Origin of the sequence: Geminicoccus roseus DSM 18922, assembly GCF_000427665.1 — a bacterium.
GTDB classification, from domain to species: domain Bacteria; phylum Pseudomonadota; class Alphaproteobacteria; order Geminicoccales; family Geminicoccaceae; genus Geminicoccus; species Geminicoccus roseus.
Genome location: NZ_KE386572.1, coordinates 4942066 through 4959822 on the forward strand (window position 1 = coordinate 4942066; position 17757 = coordinate 4959822).

Consider the following 17757-nt stretch of genomic DNA (forward strand, 5'->3'; position numbering starts at 1 on the left):
GGCCGCCCCACCAGGGGCGGCCGTCTTTCTTTCAGTCGACCGGCTCCAGATCGACCGCGGCGCGCAGCAGCGCCTGCGTGTAGGGATCGGTCGGACGGGTCATGACCTCTTCGGTGGGACCGGCTTCCACGATCCGCCCGTCCTTCATCACCACCACCTCATGCGCGATCGCGCGGACCACCCGCAGGTCGTGGCTGATGAACATGAAGGTCAGCCGGCGGCGCTGCTGCAGGTCCTTCAGCAGGTCGATGATCTGCACCTGGATCGACACGTCCAGCGCCGAGGTCGGCTCGTCGAGCACGATGAAGGCCGGATCCAGGACCAGCGCCCGGGCGATGCCGATCCGCTGCCGCTGTCCGCCGGAGAACTCGTGCGGATAGCGGTCCATCGTGTCCGGCTCCAGCCCGACCTCGACCAGCGCCTGGGCGACCCTCTCCCGCCTTGCCTCGCCCTTCGGGCAGAGGTCATGGATGTCCAATCCCTCGCCTACGATCTCGCCCACGCTCATCCTGGGGCTGAGCGAGCCGAACGGATCCTGGAACACGATCTGCAGCTGCTTGCGCAGCCGCCGCACCTCCTTGCGCGGCAGGCGGTCGATCGCCTCGCCCTGGACGACGATCGGGCCGTCCGACCCGATCAGCCGGAGGAGCGCCAGCCCGAGCGTGGTCTTGCCGGAGCCGCTTTCCCCGACCACGCCCAGGGTCGTCCCCTCGCGGATGCTCACCGTCACGTCCTGCACCGCATGGACGACCCGCCGCGGCCGCCCGAACCAGCCGCCGCCCAGCGGGAAATCGACGTTCAGCTTCTCGGCCCGGACCAGGATCGGCGCGTCCAGGGCGGAGGGCGCCGGCGGGCCCTTCGGCTCGGCAGCCATCAGCATCCTGGTGTAGGGATGCTCGGGCGCCTGCATGATCTGGTCGAGCGGCCCGGTCTCGACGATCCGGCCATGCCGCATGACCGCTACCCGCTGCGCCACCTTGCGCACCACCGCCAGGTCGTGGCTGACCAGCAGGATGCCCATCCCCATCTCGGCCTGGAGCTCGCGCAGGAGCCTGAGGATCGCTGCCTGCACCGTCACGTCGAGGGCGGTGGTCGGCTCGTCGGCGATCAGCAGGTCGGGGCGGCAGGCGATCGCGATCGCGATCATGACCCGCTGACGCTGGCCGCCGGAGAGTTGGTGCGGGTAGCTGCCCAGGCGGGACTTCGGGTCGCGGATCCGCACCTGCTCCAGCAATTCCACGATGCGCCGGCGCAGCGCGTCGCCGTGCAGCCCGTCATGGAGCTGCAGGACCTCGCCGATCTGCCGCTCCACCGTGTGCAGCGGGTTGAGCGAGGTGAGCGGCTCCTGGAAGATCATGCCGATCCGCTTGCCGCGCAGGTCGCGCAGGATCGTCTCGGGCGCCCCGATCATCTCGGCCCCATCCAGCAGGATCGAGCCGGCGGGATGGTATGCCTTGGGGTACGGCAGGAGTTGCGGGATCGACAGGGCGCTGACCGACTTGCCGGAGCCGCTCTCCCCGACCAATGCCAGGGTCTCGCCGCGGTCGACCGAGAACGACACGCCTTCCACCGCGACGATCTCACCGTTGCCGCCATGGAAGCGGACCTCCAGGTCGCGCACGTCCAGGAGCGGCATCAGGGCTTCGCTCCGAGCGTCTTGCGGGGATCGAAGGCGTCGCGGACCGCTTCGCCGGTGAAGATCAAGAGAATCAGGATCACCGCGGTCACCAGGAAGCCGGTGATGCCGAGCCAGGGTGCCTGGAGGTTGTTCTTGCCTTGGGCCAGCAGCTCGCCCAGCGACGGCGAGCCGGGCGGCAGGCCGAAGCCCAGGAAGTCCAGGGCGGTCAGCGTGGTCAGCGCACCCGACAGCACGAAGGGCAGCAGCGCCAGCGAGCTGACCATGGCGTTCGGCAGGATATGCCGGCGCATCACCGTCAGGTCGGTGGCGCCCAGCGCCCGGGCGGCGCGGACATAGTCGAGCGTGCGGGCGCGGAAGAACTCGGCGCGGACGATGTCGACCAGCGTCATCCAGGAGAACAGCAGCATGATGGTCAGCAGCGTCCAGAAGCCCGGGACGATGAAGCTCGCCAGGATGATCAGCAGGTAGAGCAGCGGCAGGCCGCTCCAGATCTCGATCACGCGCTGGCCGATCAGGTCCACCGCGCCGCCGTAGTACCCCTGCAACGCGCCGACCGCGATGCCGATCGCCGAGGAGACCGCGGTCAGGGTCAGGCCGAACAGGATCGAGAGGCGCAGGCCGTAGAGGACCCGGGCGAATACGTCGCGGGACTGGTCGTCGGTGCCCAGCCAGTTCTGCGCCGATGGCGGCGAAGGCGCCCGCTCCACCCCCAGCACGATGGTGTCGTAGCTGTAGGGGACCGGGGCCTGCAGGATCCAGCCGTTCTCCTCGATCAGCTCGCGCACCACCGGGTCGTTGTAGTCCGCCTCGGTCTCGAACAATCCGCCGAACGTGGTCTCCGGATAGGAGACGATGGTCGGGAAATAGAAGGCCCCGTCGTAGCGAACCAGCAGCGGCCGGTCGTTGGCGATCAGGTCGGCGGCGAGCGAGATCGCGAACACCACCAGGAACAGCCAGAACGAGACATGGCCGCGCCGGTTGGCCTTGAACTGCTCGAGCCGGCGGCGGTTGAGCGGCGACAGCCGGCTCATACCCGCACCTTGGCGAAGTCGATCCGCGGGTCGACCATCACATAGGTCAGGTCGGAGATCAGGCGCAGGAGCAGGCCGACCAGGGTGAACAGGAACAGCGTGCCGAAGATGATCGGGTAGTCCCGGTTGATCGCCGCCTCGTAGCTGAGCAGGCCCAGCCCATCCAGGGAGAAGATGATCTCGATCAAGAGGGCGCCGGTGAACAGCATGGACAGGAGGGCGGACGGAAAGCCGGCGATCACGATCAGCATGGCGTTGCGGAAGACGTGGCCGTAGAGGACGCGCCGCTCGGGCAGTCCCTTGGCCCTGGCGGTCAGCACGTACTGCTTGCCCAGTTCCTCGACGAAGCCGTTCTTGGTGAGCAGGGTCAGCGAGGCGAAGCTGCCGACCACCATGGCGGTCACCGGCAGGACCAGGTGCCAGGCATAGTCCAGGGCCTGCTGCCACCAGGTCATCCGGTAGAAGTCGTCCGAGGTCAGGCCGCGCAGCGGGAACCATTGCAGGTAGCTGCCACCGGCGAACACGACCACCAGCAGCACGGCGAACAGGAAGCTCGGGATCGCATAGCCGATCGAGACCAGCGTGCTCGACCAGATGTCGAACGGGGTGCCGTCCTTGACCGCCTTGCGGATGCCCAGCGGGATCGACACCAGGTAGGTGATCAGGGTGGTCCACACGCCCAAGGAGATCGAGACCGGCATCTTCTCGATGATCAGGTCGACCACCGGGCGACCGCGGAAGAAGCTGTTGCCGAAGTCGAACCGCAGGTAGTCGCCCAGCATCTTCACGAAACGCTCCGGCGCCGGGCGGTCGAAGCCGAACTGGCGCTCCAGGTCCGCCAGCAGGGCCGGATCGAGGCCCCTCGCTGAGCGGGACTGCGGGTCGGTGCCGGTGCGCTGCGCGCTCTCCCCGCCGCTGGTGCCGGAGAAGCGCGCGGTGGCATCGATCGCCTCGCCCTTCACCTGGCGCACGATCAGGTCGATCGGTCCGCCGGGCGCTGCCTGGACGATCACGAAGTTGATCAGCAGGATCCCGAACAGCGTCGGAATGATCAGCAGCAGGCGCTTGAGGATGTAGGCGAGCACCGCGTGCTCAGTCCGGCTTCAGGCTGGTCTTGACCTGTTCGACCTGCGCGGCGCGCTGGTCCTCAATCCACCACGCGTACAGGTCGACATTGTAGCGCGGCATCTCGGCCGGCCGGCCGAACTTGTCCCAGCGGGCGAGCCTGATGAACCCCGAATACCAGTGCGGGACCAGGTGATAGCCCCAGAGCAGCACCCGATCCATCGCCCGGCATGCGACCTCGAGTTCCTCGCGGCTGTCGGCGCGGATGACCTTCTCGATCATGGCGTCCACCACCGGATCGGAGATGCCCGCATAGTTGCGGCTGCCCGGCTGCGAGGCGGCGGCACTTCCCCAGTACTCGCGCTGCTCGTTCCCAGGGGAAAGGCTCTGGCCGTAGATCTCCGTGACGACGTCGTAGTCGAAGGAGGTGATGCGGTTCTGGTACTGCGCCGAATCCACCGTGCGGATGCTGGCGTCGATGCCGAGCCGCTCCAGGTTCTTCACGAACGGCCCGGCGATCCGCTCGAACTGGGGGTTGTCCAGCAAGATCTCGAACTGCATCGGCTCGCCGGTGGCGATTTCGACCATCCGGCGATCCCGCACCTCCCAGCCGGCCGCCTTGAACAGTTCCAGGGCCGTGCGCAGCTGGGGCCGGTTGTTGCCGGTGCCGTCGGTGACCGGGAGGGTGAAGGGCTCGGTGAACAGCTCCGGCGGGAGCTGGTCGCGATAGGGTTCCAGCAGCGCAAGCTCCGCACCGGTCGGCAGGCCGGTCGCCGCGAACACGCGGGAGCCGGAGAAATAGCTGTCGCAGCGGGTGTACTGGTCGAAGAACAGGGTGCGGTTGGACCACTCGAAGTCGAACGCGTAGCCGATCGCCTGGCGGACCCGGGGATCCTTGAACTTGTCGCGGCGCTGGTTGAACCAGAAGCCCTGGATGACGCCGCCGCTGTCCTGCTCGATCTCCTCCTTGATCAGCAGGCCCTCGCGCACCGCCGGGATGTCGTAGCCGGTGGCCCAGCGCTGCGCCGAGCTTTCGATGTGCCAGTCGAACGCGCCGGCCTTGAACGCCTCGAACGCAATGTTGAAGTCGCGGTAATAGTCGTAGCGGATCGAGCCGTAATTGTAGCGCCCGACCACCGCCGGGACCTGCTCGGCCCACCAGTCCTCGACCCGCTCCAGGGTGACCGAGCGGCCGGCCTCGACCCGGGCGACCCGGTAGGGTCCGCTGCCGAGCGGCGGTTCCAGCGTCGGCGCCTCGAAGTCGCGCCCCTCCCACCAATGCGCCGGCAGGATCGGCAGCTGCCCCATGATCAGCGGCAGTTCGCGGTTGAAGCCGCCCTTGAACAGGAAGCGGACCTTGCGCTCGCCGAGCTTCTCCGCGCGGTCGACATCAGCGTAGTAGACCCGGAAGACCGGGGTGCCCTTGCTGCGCAGGATGTCGAAGCTGAAGACGACGTCGTCGGCCGTGACCGGCTTGCCGTCGTGCCACCTGGCATCCTCGCGCAGCTCATACTCGACGAAGCTGCGGTTCTCGGGCGTGGCGATCGTCTTCGCGAGCAGCCCGTACTCGGAGAACGGCTCGTCCATCGAGTTCTCGACCAGCGTCTGGTAGACCAGCGAGACGCCGGCGGCGGGCACGCCGCGCAGGACGAACGGGTTCAGCGTGTCGAAGGTGGTCCCGATCGCGGAGAGCACCAGGGAGCCGCCCTTGGGCGCCTGCGGGTTCACGTAGTCGAAATGGTCGAACCCTGCCGGATAATGCAGATCGCCATACATCGAGATGCCGTGCGCCGGCTTCGCTTCCTGGGCCCAGGAGCTTCGGAACGGGACGAACAGCGACGTGCCCAGAAGTCCGAGACCAGCCTTCGAAAAGCCGCGCCGATCCATCATTCGTCCGCTTCCCCTGCCGTCATCCATTGGTAACCGTCAGGGCAAGGTAGTGCGCCCGTGGCGCTCCGGCCAGCGGGTCAGTCGGCCAGGGGCTCGAACATGGCCAGGGCCTGCTCGTGCACCCGCCGGTCTCCCGCGGCGATCACCCGGCCGGACGAGCCCAGCCCCACCGGCCGGCCCTTCCAGTCGGTGATCACCGCGCCGGCTCCCTGCAGGATCGGCAGGATCGGCAGATAGTCGTAGGGAAACAGCCCCTGCTCCACGACCAGGTCGACGAAGCCGGCCGCCAGGAGACCATAGCCGTAGCAGTCGGTGTTGAACTGGGACAGGTAGACCTGCTCCTCCAGCGTGTCGAACGCGTCGCGCACGGGCCCCTTCTCGAACATGCGCCGCGAGTAGGAGGCGAGCACCGCCTGGGAGAGGGTCGGGCAGGCGCGGGTGCGGATCGACTTGCCGTTGAAGGTGGCCGGCTCATTCATCACCCCGACCCAGCGCTCGCGGAGGATTGCCTGGTCGATCAGGCCCAGGACCGGCTGGCCCTGGTGAAGCAGGCCGATCAGCGTGCCGAACTGCGGCCTGCCGCAGATGAACGACTTGGTGCCGTCGATCGGGTCCAGCACCCAGACGAACTCGGCATCCACGTCCTGCTTGCCGTATTCCTCGCCGAAGATGCCATGGCCCGGGAAGCGCGCCTGGATCATCTCGCGCATCAGGAGCTCGGTCTGGCGATCGGCGATCGTCACCGGGCTCTCGTCGAGCTTGCTCTCGATCTCCAGTTCCGCCCGGAACCAGCGTCGCTGCACCTCGGCCGCCGCATCGGCCAGCTGATGGGCGAAATCCAGATGGTCGACGGTGGCCGGGCTGGTCACGCGCATCTCCAGCAAGAGAATGCCCGTTCCTGGAACCGGAACGGGCGATGGCTCGATGGTCTGGCTTCCGGAGAGACGATTTTCCGTCAGCCGCCCTGGGTCGGAACCTCTTCGATGGTGACGTTCGGGTTCGGATCCACCAAGTCCGGCGTGGCCGGAGCTTCCCCGGCCGCGGCAGGAGCCTCTCCAGCCGGCGCAGGGGCCGCCTCGGCTGCCGGAGGAGACGTCTCCGACGTCGGCGGGGCGGCCTCGGCCGGCGCAGGAGCTCCCTCGGCCGGGGCAGACGCCCCATCAGCCGGGGCAGCAGCCTCGTCCGCCGGAGCAGAAGCTCCCTCGGCCGGAGCAGGCGCGGCCTCGGCGACCGGCAGGGCCGGAGCATTGGGGTTCAGCGAGTGCAGGTAAGCGATCACGTCCGCCCGCTCGTCCGGCTTGGAGATGCCGGCGAACGCCATCTTGGTGCCAGGGAGATAGACCTTGGGCGCCTTGAGGAACCCGTCCAGCTCCTGGGCATCCCAGGGCGCGTCGTGCTCTGCCATGGCCGGCGAGTAGGTGTAGCCGGGATGGGTTCCCGCCTGGCGGCCATAGACGTCGTAGAGACCCGGGCCGATCTTGTTCTCGTTGCCGGCGTCGAAGGTGTGGCAGGACTGGCACTTCTTCGCCGAGGCAGCACCGGCCTCGACGCTGGCCGAGACCAGGCGCACCGCGATCGGCTCGTCCGGCTGCTCGGTGGGCGCGTTGGCGCTGCTTTCCGCCACCTCGATGTGGTAGGCGTTCTCTTCCAGCTCGTGCGGACCATAGACCATCCGCGACGCGACGCCCGCGCCGAGGGCGATGATCCCGGCGGTCAGAATGCCCGCCATGAGCTTGTTGCTTTCGAGCGACGATGCCATCAGGTAGCCAGCCTTTCCATTCCGATCGGTCGCCGCCCACGTAGATGGCCGCCGGCGTCCGAGCTGCCGCGCCGATCGCGTGCGGCTCTAGCGAGCTTGCAGTGCAGCCGTCAAGTTGACCAGCGGCCGCGCCGCTTGGTCGCAAGCCCTTGGCAGCATGTTTGGGAACAGTCCAGCCTGCTCGTCTGGACCCGTTGAGCTGGAGATGCCGTGAGCGACACCGTCGTGCTGATCCCCGCCCGGATGAAGGCGTCGCGCCTGCCGGACAAGCCGCTGGCCGATATCGCCGGCACGCCGATGATCGTCCACGTCCTCCGGCGCGCAGCCGAGGCGGCGGTCGGCCGGGTGGTGGTCGCCTGCGCCGAGCCCGTGATTGCGGACACGGTGCGCGCCGCCGGCGGCGAGGCGGTGATGACTGATCCGGAGCTTCCCTCCGGCACCGACCGGATCCGCCAGGCGCTGGAGACGATCGACCCGGACCGCCGCTTTTCCAGGATCGTCAACCTGCAGGGCGACCTGCCGACCCTCGACCCGCGGGTGCTGGCCCAGGTGCTGGAGCCGCTGGACCGGCTGGGCACCCCGATGGCGACCCTCGCCTGCGCCACCGAGGACCCGCGGGAGAAGGCCGACCCGAACGTGGTGAAGGCGGTGGTGTCGATCGATCCGGCGGAGCCCTCGATCGGCCGGGCCCTGTATTTCACCCGCGCCACCTGCCCGTCCGGCGACGGGCCGATCCTGCACCATATCGGGATCTACGCCTTCACCCGCGACACGCTCGACCGCTTCGCCGCCCTGCCGCCCTCGCCACTGGAGAAGCGCGAGCGGCTGGAGCAGCTGCGCGCCCTGGAAAACGGGATCCCGATCGGCGTCCGGCTGGTGGATACGGTTCCTTTCGGCGTGGACACGCCTTATGACCTCGACCGCGCCCGCCAGATCCTGAGCCTGGCAAGATCCTGAGCCGAACCAGATGACCCAGCCGAACGCCTCCTCCGGCACCAGCCCCGACCGCACCATTGCGTTCCAGGGCCGTCCCGGCGCCTATTCGCACCTGGCCTGCCGCGAGGCCTTCCCCGATCTGGTGGCCCTGCCCTGCCACTCGTTCGAGGACGCGTTCGCCGCCGTCCATGAAGGGGCGGCCCGGCTCGCGATGATCCCGGTCGACAACACCGTGGCCGGCCGGGTCGCCGACGTCCACCACCTGCTGCCGCGCGGCGGGCTGCACATCGTCGCCGAGCATTTCGTCCGGGTGAACCACCACCTGCTGGGCCTGCCCGGCGCCAGCATCGAGGGGCTGCGCTCGGTGGAGAGCCATGTCCATGCGGTCGGGCAGTGCCGCCAGTTCCTGCGCCGGCACGGCCTGCAGGCGGTGGTGGTCGCGGACACGGCCGGGGCGGCGCAGGACGTCGCCAGCGCCGCCGATCCCAGCCGCGCCGCGATCGCCTCCAGGCTCGCCGGCGAACTCTACGGCCTCGTCTCGCTCGCCTCCAACATCGAGGACGCCGAGCACAACACCACCCGCTTCCTGGTCCTGGCCCGGGAGCCGGTCGATCCCGGCCCGGCCTGCGACCCGGTGATGACCACCTTCACCTTCACCGTGCGCAACCGGCCGGCGGCGCTCTACAAGGCGCTGGGCGGCTTCGCCACCTGCGGCGTCAACATGGTGAAGCTGGAGAGCTACATCGACGGCGCCTTCACCCAGGCGCAGTTCTACGCCGACATCATGGGGCACCCGACCCATGACAGCGTCCGGCTGGCCATGGAGGAGCTGCGCTTCTTCAGCCATTCGGTGGAGATCCTGGGGATCTATCCGGCGCACCCGTTCCGCGCGCAGATCGGCTGAACGCAGCACTGGTCAGCCCTCGTCCTTCAGCGCTCCCATGAGCTGCAGGTTGCCGCCGACTGCGGCGGTGTTCACTGTGAGCGTCCGCTCGGTGAGGAAGCGCAGCAGGTAGTGGGGGCCGCCGGCCTTGAAGCCGGTGCCGGACAGGCCCTCGCCGCCGAACGGCTGGGTGCCGACCACCGCGCCGATGATGTTGCGGTTGACGTAGATGTTGCCCGCGCGGACCCGGCCGGTGAGCGTCTCGATGGTCTCGTCGATCCTGGAATGGACCCCGAAGGTCAGGCCAAAGCCGGTGCTCTCGATGGCGTCGACGACCTGCGGCAGGTAGCCGGCCTTCCAGCGGACCACATGGAGGATCGGCCCGAACACCTCCTCGGTCAGCCGAGACATCCGGTCGATCTCGAAGGCCATCGGCGCCACGAAGGTGCCGTTCGCACAGATCTCCGGCAACTCGCAGCGGAACAGGGCCTTGCCCTCCTGCGCCATCCGCGCCGCATGCGCCTCCAGCTTGCCGCGGGCGCGCTCATCGATCACCGGGCCGACATCGGTGGACAGTTCGCCCGGATCACCGACCGACAGCTCGGCCATCGCCCCTTTCAGCATGGCGATCGCGCGGTCGGCGATCTCGTCCTGGACGAACAGGATCCGCTGGGCCGAGCAGCGCTGGCCGGCCGAGCGGAACGCCCCGTCCAGCGTGTCCTGGATCACCGCTTCCAGCAGCGCGGAACTGTCGACCACCACGGCGTTCATCCCGCCGGTCTCGGCGATCAGGGGGCGGATGGCGTGGTCGGTGGCGGCGATCGCACGGTTGATCGCGAAGGCGGTGGCGGTGGAGCCCGTGAACGCCACCCCGGCGCAGCGCGGGTCGGCGACCAGCAGCTTGCCGATCACCTGCCCCTCGCCCGGCAGGAACACCAGCGCGTCCTCCGGTACCCCGGCGCGGTGGAGGAGGTCGCAGCACAGCTTGCCGGTCAGCGAGGTCGCCTCGGCCGGCTTGGCGACCACGGCATTGCCCGTCACCAGGGCGGCGGCCAGCTGGCCCACGAAGATCGCGACCGGGAAGTTCCAGGGCGCGATGGTCACGAACACCCCGCGCGGGTGCAGCGAGAGCAGGTTGCGCTCGCCGGTCGGACCCGGCAGTTCCACCGGCCGGCCCATCAGCCGGCGGGCCTCGGCCGCATAGTAGCGCAGGAAGTCGACCGCCTCGCGGACATCGGCGATCGCATCCAGCACGGTCTTGCCGGCCTCGCGCACGCACAAGGCGATCAGGTCCGCCATGTGCCGCTCGAACAGGTCCGCACCCCGCTCCAGCAGGGCCGCCCGCTCGTCGACGGGCCGCCGCGACCAGGCGACGAAGCCGCGGTTGGCGAACGCCATGGCCCGGGCGGCCGCCTCCGGATCGGCGAAGACCACGCTGCCGACCTGGCGGCGGCGGTCGGCCGGATCGTGGACCGGCTTTGCCGCCGCCTGGCTGCCCACGCCGGGTGCGGCATGGACCTCGCCCGGCCGGGCCAGCCGGCGCGCCAGGTCCGCCAGGGCCAGGGGATCGGACAGGTCGATGCCGGCGCTGTTGGTCCGCTCCGAGCCGTACAGATCGGCCGGGCGCGGGATCGCCGGGTGGCGCTTGCGGGAAAGGCCGCGCAGCCGCTCGGTCGGATCGGCGATCAGGTCGTCCAGGGCAGCGCGCCGGTCGACCACCTGGTGGACGAAGCTGGAATTGGCGCCGTTCTCCAGCAGCCGGCGCACCAGGTAGGGCAGCAGGTCCTTGTGGCTGCCGACCGGAGCATAGACCCGGCAGGGCACCGGCAGGCGCTCGGCCCGGATCAGGTCGCCGTACAGGCTGTCGCCCATGCCGTGCAGCTTCTGGAACTCGAAGGCGCGGCCGTTGCCCGCCATCTCCAGGATCGCCGCCAGGGTCTGGGCGTTGTGGGTGGCGAACATCGGGTAGAAGGCCTGCCCGCCCTGGAAGAGCTCCCTGGCACAGGCGAGGTAGCTGACGTCGGTGGTGACCTTGCGGGTGAAGACGGGATAGTCGGCATAGCCCATCCCCTGGGCCTTCTTCACCTCTCCATCCCAGTAAGCGCCCTTGACCAGCCGCACCGGGATCTGCCGCGACGTCCGCCGGGCCAGGTCCGCCAGCCAGGGGATCACGTGTACCGCGCGCTTCTGGTAGGCCTGCACCGCCAGGCCCAGCCCGTTCCAGCCGCGCATCGCCTCGGAACTCGCCAGCGCCTCCATGATGTCCAGGGACGGCTCCAGCCGCTCGCTTTCCTCGGCGTCGATGGTCACCGCGACGTCGAGCCGGCGGGCACGCTCCAGGAGGCCGCCCAGGCGCGGCAAGAGCTCGGCCATCACCCGGGCGTGGGTGGCGTACTCGTAGCGCGGGTGCAGGGCGGACAGCTTGATCGACAGGGACGGGCGGCGGAACAGCTCCTTCCTGAGTGCCGCACCGGCCGCGACCCGCTCCAGGGCATGCAGGTAGCTGGCGAGATAGCGCCTCGCGTCCTCGTCGGTGCGGGCGGCCTCGCCCAGCATGTCGTAGGAGTAGAGATAGCCCTGTTTCTCGGCCGAGCGCGCGCGGGCGACCGCCTGGTCGATGGTCTGGCCCAGCACGAACTGGTGGCCCAGCACCTTCATCGCCTGCTTCAGCGCCTCGCGGATCACCGGCTCGCCCAGGCGTCCGACCATCCGGGAGATCCGCTGGACGAAGCCCTGGCCATCCTCCTCCAGGCTGAGCAGGCGCCCGGTCAGCATCAGGCCGTAGGTGGAGGCGCTGATCAGGAAGCTGTCGGAGCCTGCGACCTTCTTCTGCCAGTCGGTATCGCCGATCTTGTCGCGGATCAGGAGGTCGGCGGTCTCGGCGTCGGGCACCCGCAGCAGCGCCTCGGCCAGGCACATCAGCGCCACGCCCTCCTCGGTATCCAGGGCATAGGCGTGCATGAACGCCTCGACGCCGCCGGACGATGCCGCGTCCTGGCGCAGCTTCTCGGCCATGGCCCGCGCCATGGCGGTGATCCGCTCGCGCCGGTCCGGGGTAAAGGAAACCCGCGCCAGCAGGCCGGCGGCGGCGCGGTCCTCGTCCTCGTGGTAGGCCTGCCGGATCGCCTCGCGCAGCGGCGAGGGATCGACGGCGGGGAGGTCGGCGAGGATCGGAGCGAGCGCCATCCGGGATCTCCATGCGAGGCCAGGCCGATTGGACGCCAAGGCCCGCCCCGACACAATCCCGATCCGCCGGAACCTCGATCCTCCGAAGCTCAGCCGGCCGGACGTGCGCGCCTTCGCCCTGTGGCAGCCCGGCTATGCCCGGCATGGCCGAGCCCGGCCAGGGCGCCCTCCCCGGCCCGGATCAGCCGGTCCAGGTCGACGCCATGCCGCACCCCCATCCCGTCCAGCATGTAGACGAGGTCCTCGGTGGCGAGGTTGCCGGCGGCACCCGGCGCGAACGGGCAGCCGCCCAGCCCGGCCACGCTGGCATCGACCGTCGCCACCCCCATCTCCAGGGCGGTCAGGACGTTGGCCAGCGCCTGGCCCATGGTGTCGTGGGCATGGATGGCAAGCCTTCCGATCCCAACCGCCTCCGCGCAGGCGCCGACCACCTGCGCGATCCGCCGCGGCGTGCCGGCGCCGATGGTGTCGCCGAGGGAGACCTCCGCGCAGCCGCTCTCCACCAGCGCCCGGGTCACCCGCACCACCGCTTCCAGCGCAACCTCGCCCTCGAACGGGCAGCCGGCCACGCAGGACACGTAGCCGCGCAGGCCGAGCCCGGCGGCCGTGGCGGTTCCGGCGACCTCGCGGAGGCGGGCCAGGGTCGTGTCGATCCCGGCCCCGCCATTGCGCTGCGAGAAGGTCTCGCTGGCCGCCGCGAACAGGGCGACCTCGCGCGCCCCGGCCTCGATCGCCGCCTGGAGGCCGCGCGGGTTCGGCACCAGCACCGGCAGGCGGACGCCTTCCAGGCCCCCAAGGCCCGCCAGCACGGCATCGGTGCCGGCCATCGCCGGGACCAGATCGGCGCGGACGAAGGCGCCAGCCTCGATGCAGCGCAGCCCGGCGCCGGCCAGGTCGCGGACCAGGGCGACCCGCGCCTCCACCGGCAGGATAGCCGCCTCGTTCTGCAGCCCATCTCGCGGACCGACCTCGACGATCGTCACCTCCGCGGGCACACCTGCGAGCGGATCGGTCACGGTTCCAGCTCCACCAGGACCTGGCCGGCCTCGACCCGGTCCTCCGCACCCACGGCCACCGCCGCCACCATGCCGTCGCCGGGAGCCAGCAGCCGGTGCTCCATCTTCATGGCGTCGATCACCACCAGGAGGTCGCCCTTCGCCACCCGCATGCCGGGCTCGGCGCGCACCTCCACCACCTTGCCCGGCAGGGGCGCACGGACCACCCGCTCGTCGACGGCCTCCGCCGCCACGTCGGACGAGCCCGGCAGATGCAGCCGCAGCCCGCGTTCGACGAACAGGACGCTGCTCGGCTCGTTGCGCAGGACGAGGTGGCGGCGATGCCCGTCGATCTCCACCGCGACGATCCCGGGCGTGGCCGTCCAGAACAGCCGGAGTGCCAGCGTCGCGTCGCCCACGCGCACGAGGTAGCCGTCCTGCCCGTGGCGGACCGTCACCTCGGCAGCGTCGAAGCGCACGGTCTCCTCGGCCGGCAGGTTGCAGCGCCAGGGCGGGCCGCAGAACCAGGGATCGGCCGGATCGTTGGGCCTGGCGGCGACCCTGGCCACCGCCGCGATCGCGAGGTCCTCCGGCCCGGGCTCCGGCTCCTGCAGGAGGCCCGGCAGGGCCGGCTCCAGCCAGTTGGTGTCGATCCGCTGCTCCTGGAAGGCCGGCTCGCGCAGGATCCGGTCGAGCAGCGGGATGTTGGTGACGACCCCGCCGATCTGGGTGCAGGCAAGCGCCGCCCGGGCCCGACGCAGGGCGCCCGCGCGATCGGCCGCGTGCACGACGAGCTTGGCCAGGAGGCTGTCGAAATGGGCGCCGACCGCGAATGCGATCGCAAGGCCATGGTCCAGCCTCGCCCCCTCCGGAAGCTCCAGCTCGGTGATCCTGCCGGTGGTCGGGCGCATCCCGTGGGCCGGGTCCTCGGCGCAGATCCGCAGCTCGATCGCATGGCCCTCCAGGCGCAGGTCCGCCTGGGCCAGGGGCAGGCGCTCGCCCCGGGCGATCCGCAGCTGCCATTCGACCAGGTCCTGGCCGGACACCGCCTCGGTGACGGGATGCTCGACCTGCAGCCGGGTGTTGACCTCGATCAGATGCCAGGAAAGGTCCGGGGCCAGCAGGAACTCCACCGTCGCCGCGTTGCGGTAGCCGGCAGCGCCGATCAGCCGGGTCGCGGCCGAGCAGAGGGCGGCCCGGACCTCCCCGGGCAGGAAGGCGGCAGGGGACTCCTCGATGACCTTCTGGTGCCGGCGCTGCAGCGTGCAGTCGCGCTCGCCCAGATGGACCACGTTGCCATGGTCGTCGGCGAACACCTGAACCTCGACATGGCGGGGCGTCTCGACCAGCCGCTCCAGGATCAGGCTGCCGTCGCCGAACGCCGCCAGCGCCTCGGCCGAGGCCGCCGCCAGGAGGGAAGGCAGGTCGGCCAGGTCGCGCACCACCCGCATGCCGCGCCCGCCGCCGCCAGCGCTGGCCTTGACCAGGAGCGGCGCGCCGATGCGCAGCGCCTCCCCGGCCAGCCGCTCCTGATCGGCACCGTCATAGCCGGGCAGGACCGGGATCCCCTGCTCGACCGCGAGCTGCCGGGCGCCTGCCTTGGAGCCCAGCCGTTCCATGGCATCGGCTCCGGGACCCACGAAGGTCAGGCCCGCCTCCATGACCGCGCGCGAGAACGGCGCGCTCTCCGACAGGAAGCCGTAGCCCGGATGGATCGCGTCGGCGCCGCTGCGCGCCGCGGCCCGCAGGAGCTTGCCGATGTCCAGATAGGTCTCGGCCGCGCTCTCGCCTTCCAGGTCGATGGCCTCGTCGGCCATCGCGACATGGAGCGCATCGCGGTCGGGGCTGCCGAATACCGCGACCGTGCGGATGCCCATCCGGTGGGCGGTGCGGGCGATGCGGCAGGCGATCTCGCCGCGATTGGCGATCAGCAGCTTTCTCATGCACCCGGCGCCCAGGCGGGACGGCGCTTGCCGAAGAAGGCCGCGATCCCCTCCTTCGCCTCGTCGCTGGCCCGGCGCTCCGCGATCGCCTGGACGGTGGCGCCGGCCACGAAGCTGCCGCCCTGCGGGCTGGTCGCCACCAGGTCGATCACGCGCTTGGCTTCGGCGACCGCACCGGGCGCCGCCTGGAGCAGGAGCTGGGCGATCTCGGCCGCGCGCCCGTCCAGGCCGTCCGCCGGCACCACCTCGTGGACGATGCCGAGGCCCCGGGCCATGGCCGCATCGAAGCGCTCGGCGGTCAGGAACCACCGGCGCGCCTGGCGGGGACCCATCGCCCGCATCACGAACGGCGCCACGATCGCCGGGACCAATCCCAGGCGCACCTCGGTCAGCCCGAACAGCGTCCCTTCGGCGGCAAGGGCGATGTCGGCCGCGCAGACCAGGCCCAGCGCACCCGCCATGGCGGCGCCGTGGGCCAGGCAAACGGTCGCCTGCGGAAGCTGGTCGAACGCCAGCAGCATCTCGCACAGCCGCATGGCGTCGGCCTGGTTCTCCTCGGCCGTGAAGGAAGCGGCCCGGCGCATCCAGGCGAGGTCGGCGCCGCTGCAGAAGGCGGGGCCGGCGCCGCGCAGGACCACCACCCGTGCGTCGTGGTCCTCCGCCAGGGCCAGGAACTGCTCGTGCAGGAGCGCGATCAGCTTCTCGTCCAGGGCGTTGCGCACGGCTGGCCGGTTGAGGGTCAGGGTGACGACGGCGCCGGAGCGATCGACCTCGAGCGACATGGGCTACATCCGGAACACGCCGAACCGGGTGTCCGGAATCGGCGTCGTGAGGGTGGCGGCCAGCGAAAGGGCCAGGACCCGGCGGGTATCGGCCGGATCGATGATGCCGTCGTCCCAGAGCCTGGCCGAGGCATAGTAGGGATCGCCCTGGATGGCGTACTGCTCTCGGATCGGCGCCTCGAAAGCCGCCTGATCCTCGGCCGACCAGCTCTGCCCTCTCGCCTCCAGGGCATCGCGCCGTACGGTCGAGAGGACCGAGGCTGCCTGCTCCCCGCCCATCACCGAGATCCGGGCGTTCGGCCAGGACCACAGGAAGCGCGGGTCATAGGCGCGCCCGGCCATGGCGTAGTTGCCGGCCCCGAAGCTGCCGCCCAGCAGCAGCGTGACCTTGGGCACCGCGGCGCAGGCCACCGCATGGACTAGCTTGGCGCCCTCCTTGGCGATCCCGCCCTGCTCGTAGCTCCGACCGACCATGAAGCCGGCGATGTTCTGCAGGAACAGGAGCGGCAGCTTGCGGCGGCAGCAAAGCTCGATGAAGTGGGCGCCCTTGGCGGCGCTCTCGGCGAACAGGATGCCGTCATTGGCGAGGATGCCGACCGGCATGCCCATGACCTGCCCGAAGCCGGTGACCAGCGTGGCGCCGAAGCGCGGCTTGAACTCGTCGAAGCGCGAGCCGTCCAGGATCCGGGCCAGCAGCTCCCGCACCGGCCAGGGCTCGCGCACGTCCTTCGGGATCAGGCCATGGATCTCGCTGGCCGGATAGAGCGGCTCCTCGAAGCGTGCCTGAGCGACGGAGGGTGCCGGCGGGACCAGGTCGCGGATGGCGGCGCGCGCCAGTTCCAGGGCATGGGCGTCGTCCTGGGCGAGCTGGTCGGCCACGCCCGACAGGCGGGTGTGCATCTCCGCCCCGCCCAGTTCCTCAGCACTCACCACCTCGCCGGTGGCAGCCTTCACCAAGGGCGGCCCGCCCAGGAAGATGGTGCCCTGCCCCTTCACGATGATGGCGAGATCGGCCATTGCCGGGACATAGGCGCCGCCGGCGGTGCAGGAGCCCATCACCACGGCGACCTGGGCGATGCCGTCGGCCGAGAGCCGCGCCTGGTGGTAGAAGATCCGGCCGAAATGCTCGCGGTCGGGAAACACCTCGTCCTGGGCCGGCAGGTAGGCGCCGCCGCTGTCGACCAGGTAGACGCAGGGCAGCCGGTTCTCCGCCGCAATCCGCTGCGCACGCAGGTGCTTCTTCACGGTCAGCGGATAATAGGTCCCGCCCTTCACCGTGGCGTCGTTGGCCACCACCATGCAGGTGCGGCCCTCGATCCGGCCGATGCCGGTGACGATCCCGGCGGAAGGCACCGGGTCGTCGTAGACGCCGCTGGCCGCGTGCTGGCCGATCTCCAGGAAGGCGGAGCCGGGATCGAGGAGCCGGTCGATCCGGGTCCGGGCGAACAGCTTGCCGCGGGATTCGTGGCGGGCGCGGGAGACCGCACCGCCGCCTTCGGCAATCGCGGCTGCCCGCTCGCGCAAGCTGGCCACCAGCGCCCGGTTATGGGCCGCGCGCTCCCGAAAACTCGTAGAGCGCGGATCGATGGCCGAGCGCAGGACGGTCACGGCCGGCTCACCCTTCGGTCGGCCGCGGCGCCGGGACGGT

Annotated in this window: 13 protein-coding genes; 2 read left to right on the forward strand and 11 right to left on the reverse strand. The window is 70.3% G+C overall.

Annotated elements, in window-relative coordinates:
- Positions 1–31: 31 nt before the first annotated feature.
- The 6 genes from GEMRO_RS0124295 to GEMRO_RS31605 form a co-directional block, all read right to left on the reverse strand.
- Positions 32–1636 carry an ABC transporter ATP-binding protein gene (locus tag GEMRO_RS0124295; protein WP_035485926.1) on the reverse strand — a complete coding sequence of 535 codons (1605 nt, stop codon included), beginning with the start codon at positions 1634–1636 and terminating at the stop codon, positions 32–34.
- Positions 1636–2670, reverse strand: a complete 1035-nt coding sequence (locus GEMRO_RS0124300) for an ABC transporter permease (RefSeq protein WP_035485928.1) — start codon at positions 2668–2670, stop codon at positions 1636–1638. The genes GEMRO_RS0124295 and GEMRO_RS0124300 overlap by 1 nt, the downstream gene beginning before the upstream one ends.
- On the reverse strand, positions 2667–3755 hold the full coding sequence (locus GEMRO_RS0124305; protein WP_027136096.1) for a microcin C ABC transporter permease YejB: 1089 nt from the start codon (positions 3753–3755) through the stop codon (positions 2667–2669). The genes GEMRO_RS0124300 and GEMRO_RS0124305 overlap by 4 nt, the downstream gene beginning before the upstream one ends.
- A 7-nt stretch (positions 3756–3762) precedes the next feature.
- Positions 3763–5625 carry an extracellular solute-binding protein gene (locus tag GEMRO_RS31600; protein ID WP_084507536.1) on the reverse strand — a complete coding sequence of 621 codons (1863 nt, stop codon included), beginning with the start codon at positions 5623–5625 and terminating at the stop codon, positions 3763–3765.
- A 77-nt stretch (positions 5626–5702) separates the two neighbouring features.
- On the reverse strand, positions 5703–6500 hold the full coding sequence (gene hisN, locus GEMRO_RS0124315) for a histidinol-phosphatase (RefSeq protein WP_051329694.1): 798 nt from the start codon (positions 6498–6500) through the stop codon (positions 5703–5705).
- An 80-nt stretch (positions 6501–6580) separates the two neighbouring features.
- Positions 6581–7384 carry a c-type cytochrome gene (locus tag GEMRO_RS31605; protein ID WP_051329436.1) on the reverse strand — a complete coding sequence of 268 codons (804 nt, stop codon included), beginning with the start codon at positions 7382–7384 and terminating at the stop codon, positions 6581–6583.
- A 210-nt stretch (positions 7385–7594) separates the two neighbouring features.
- On the opposite strand from GEMRO_RS31605, the gene GEMRO_RS0124325 reads away from it, so the two are divergent.
- Both GEMRO_RS0124325 and GEMRO_RS0124330 read left to right on the forward strand, forming a co-directional pair.
- Positions 7595–8341 (forward strand): 3-deoxy-manno-octulosonate cytidylyltransferase, encoded by a 747-nt coding sequence (locus tag GEMRO_RS0124325; RefSeq protein WP_027136098.1) that lies wholly within the window; start codon positions 7595–7597, stop codon positions 8339–8341.
- A 10-nt stretch (positions 8342–8351) separates the two neighbouring features.
- The gene (locus GEMRO_RS0124330) at positions 8352–9224 is read left to right on the forward strand and encodes a prephenate dehydratase (RefSeq protein ID WP_051329437.1); all 873 of its coding nucleotides are present in this window, start codon (positions 8352–8354) and stop codon (positions 9222–9224) included.
- Between the two features lie 12 nt (positions 9225–9236).
- Here GEMRO_RS0124330 and putA read toward each other — a convergent pair whose 3' ends face one another.
- From putA to GEMRO_RS0124355, 5 genes are all read right to left on the reverse strand, one after another.
- The gene (gene putA, locus GEMRO_RS0124335) at positions 9237–12389 is read right to left on the reverse strand and encodes a bifunctional proline dehydrogenase/L-glutamate gamma-semialdehyde dehydrogenase PutA (RefSeq protein WP_027136100.1); all 3153 of its coding nucleotides are present in this window, start codon (positions 12387–12389) and stop codon (positions 9237–9239) included.
- An 89-nt stretch (positions 12390–12478) separates the two neighbouring features.
- On the reverse strand, positions 12479–13405 hold the full coding sequence (locus GEMRO_RS34470; RefSeq protein WP_240476764.1) for a hydroxymethylglutaryl-CoA lyase: 927 nt from the start codon (positions 13403–13405) through the stop codon (positions 12479–12481).
- On the reverse strand, positions 13402–15327 hold the full coding sequence (locus GEMRO_RS0124345; RefSeq protein WP_035485931.1) for an acetyl/propionyl/methylcrotonyl-CoA carboxylase subunit alpha: 1926 nt from the start codon (positions 15325–15327) through the stop codon (positions 13402–13404). Before GEMRO_RS0124345 ends, GEMRO_RS34470 begins: the two co-directional genes overlap by 4 nt.
- The gene (locus GEMRO_RS0124350) at positions 15324–16109 is read right to left on the reverse strand and encodes an enoyl-CoA hydratase-related protein (RefSeq protein WP_027136103.1); all 786 of its coding nucleotides are present in this window, start codon (positions 16107–16109) and stop codon (positions 15324–15326) included. Before GEMRO_RS0124350 ends, GEMRO_RS0124345 begins: the two co-directional genes overlap by 4 nt.
- A 3-nt stretch (positions 16110–16112) precedes the next feature.
- The gene (locus tag GEMRO_RS0124355) at positions 16113–17717 is read right to left on the reverse strand and encodes a carboxyl transferase domain-containing protein (RefSeq protein ID WP_027136104.1); all 1605 of its coding nucleotides are present in this window, start codon (positions 17715–17717) and stop codon (positions 16113–16115) included.
- Between the last annotated feature and the right edge of the window lie 40 nt (positions 17718–17757).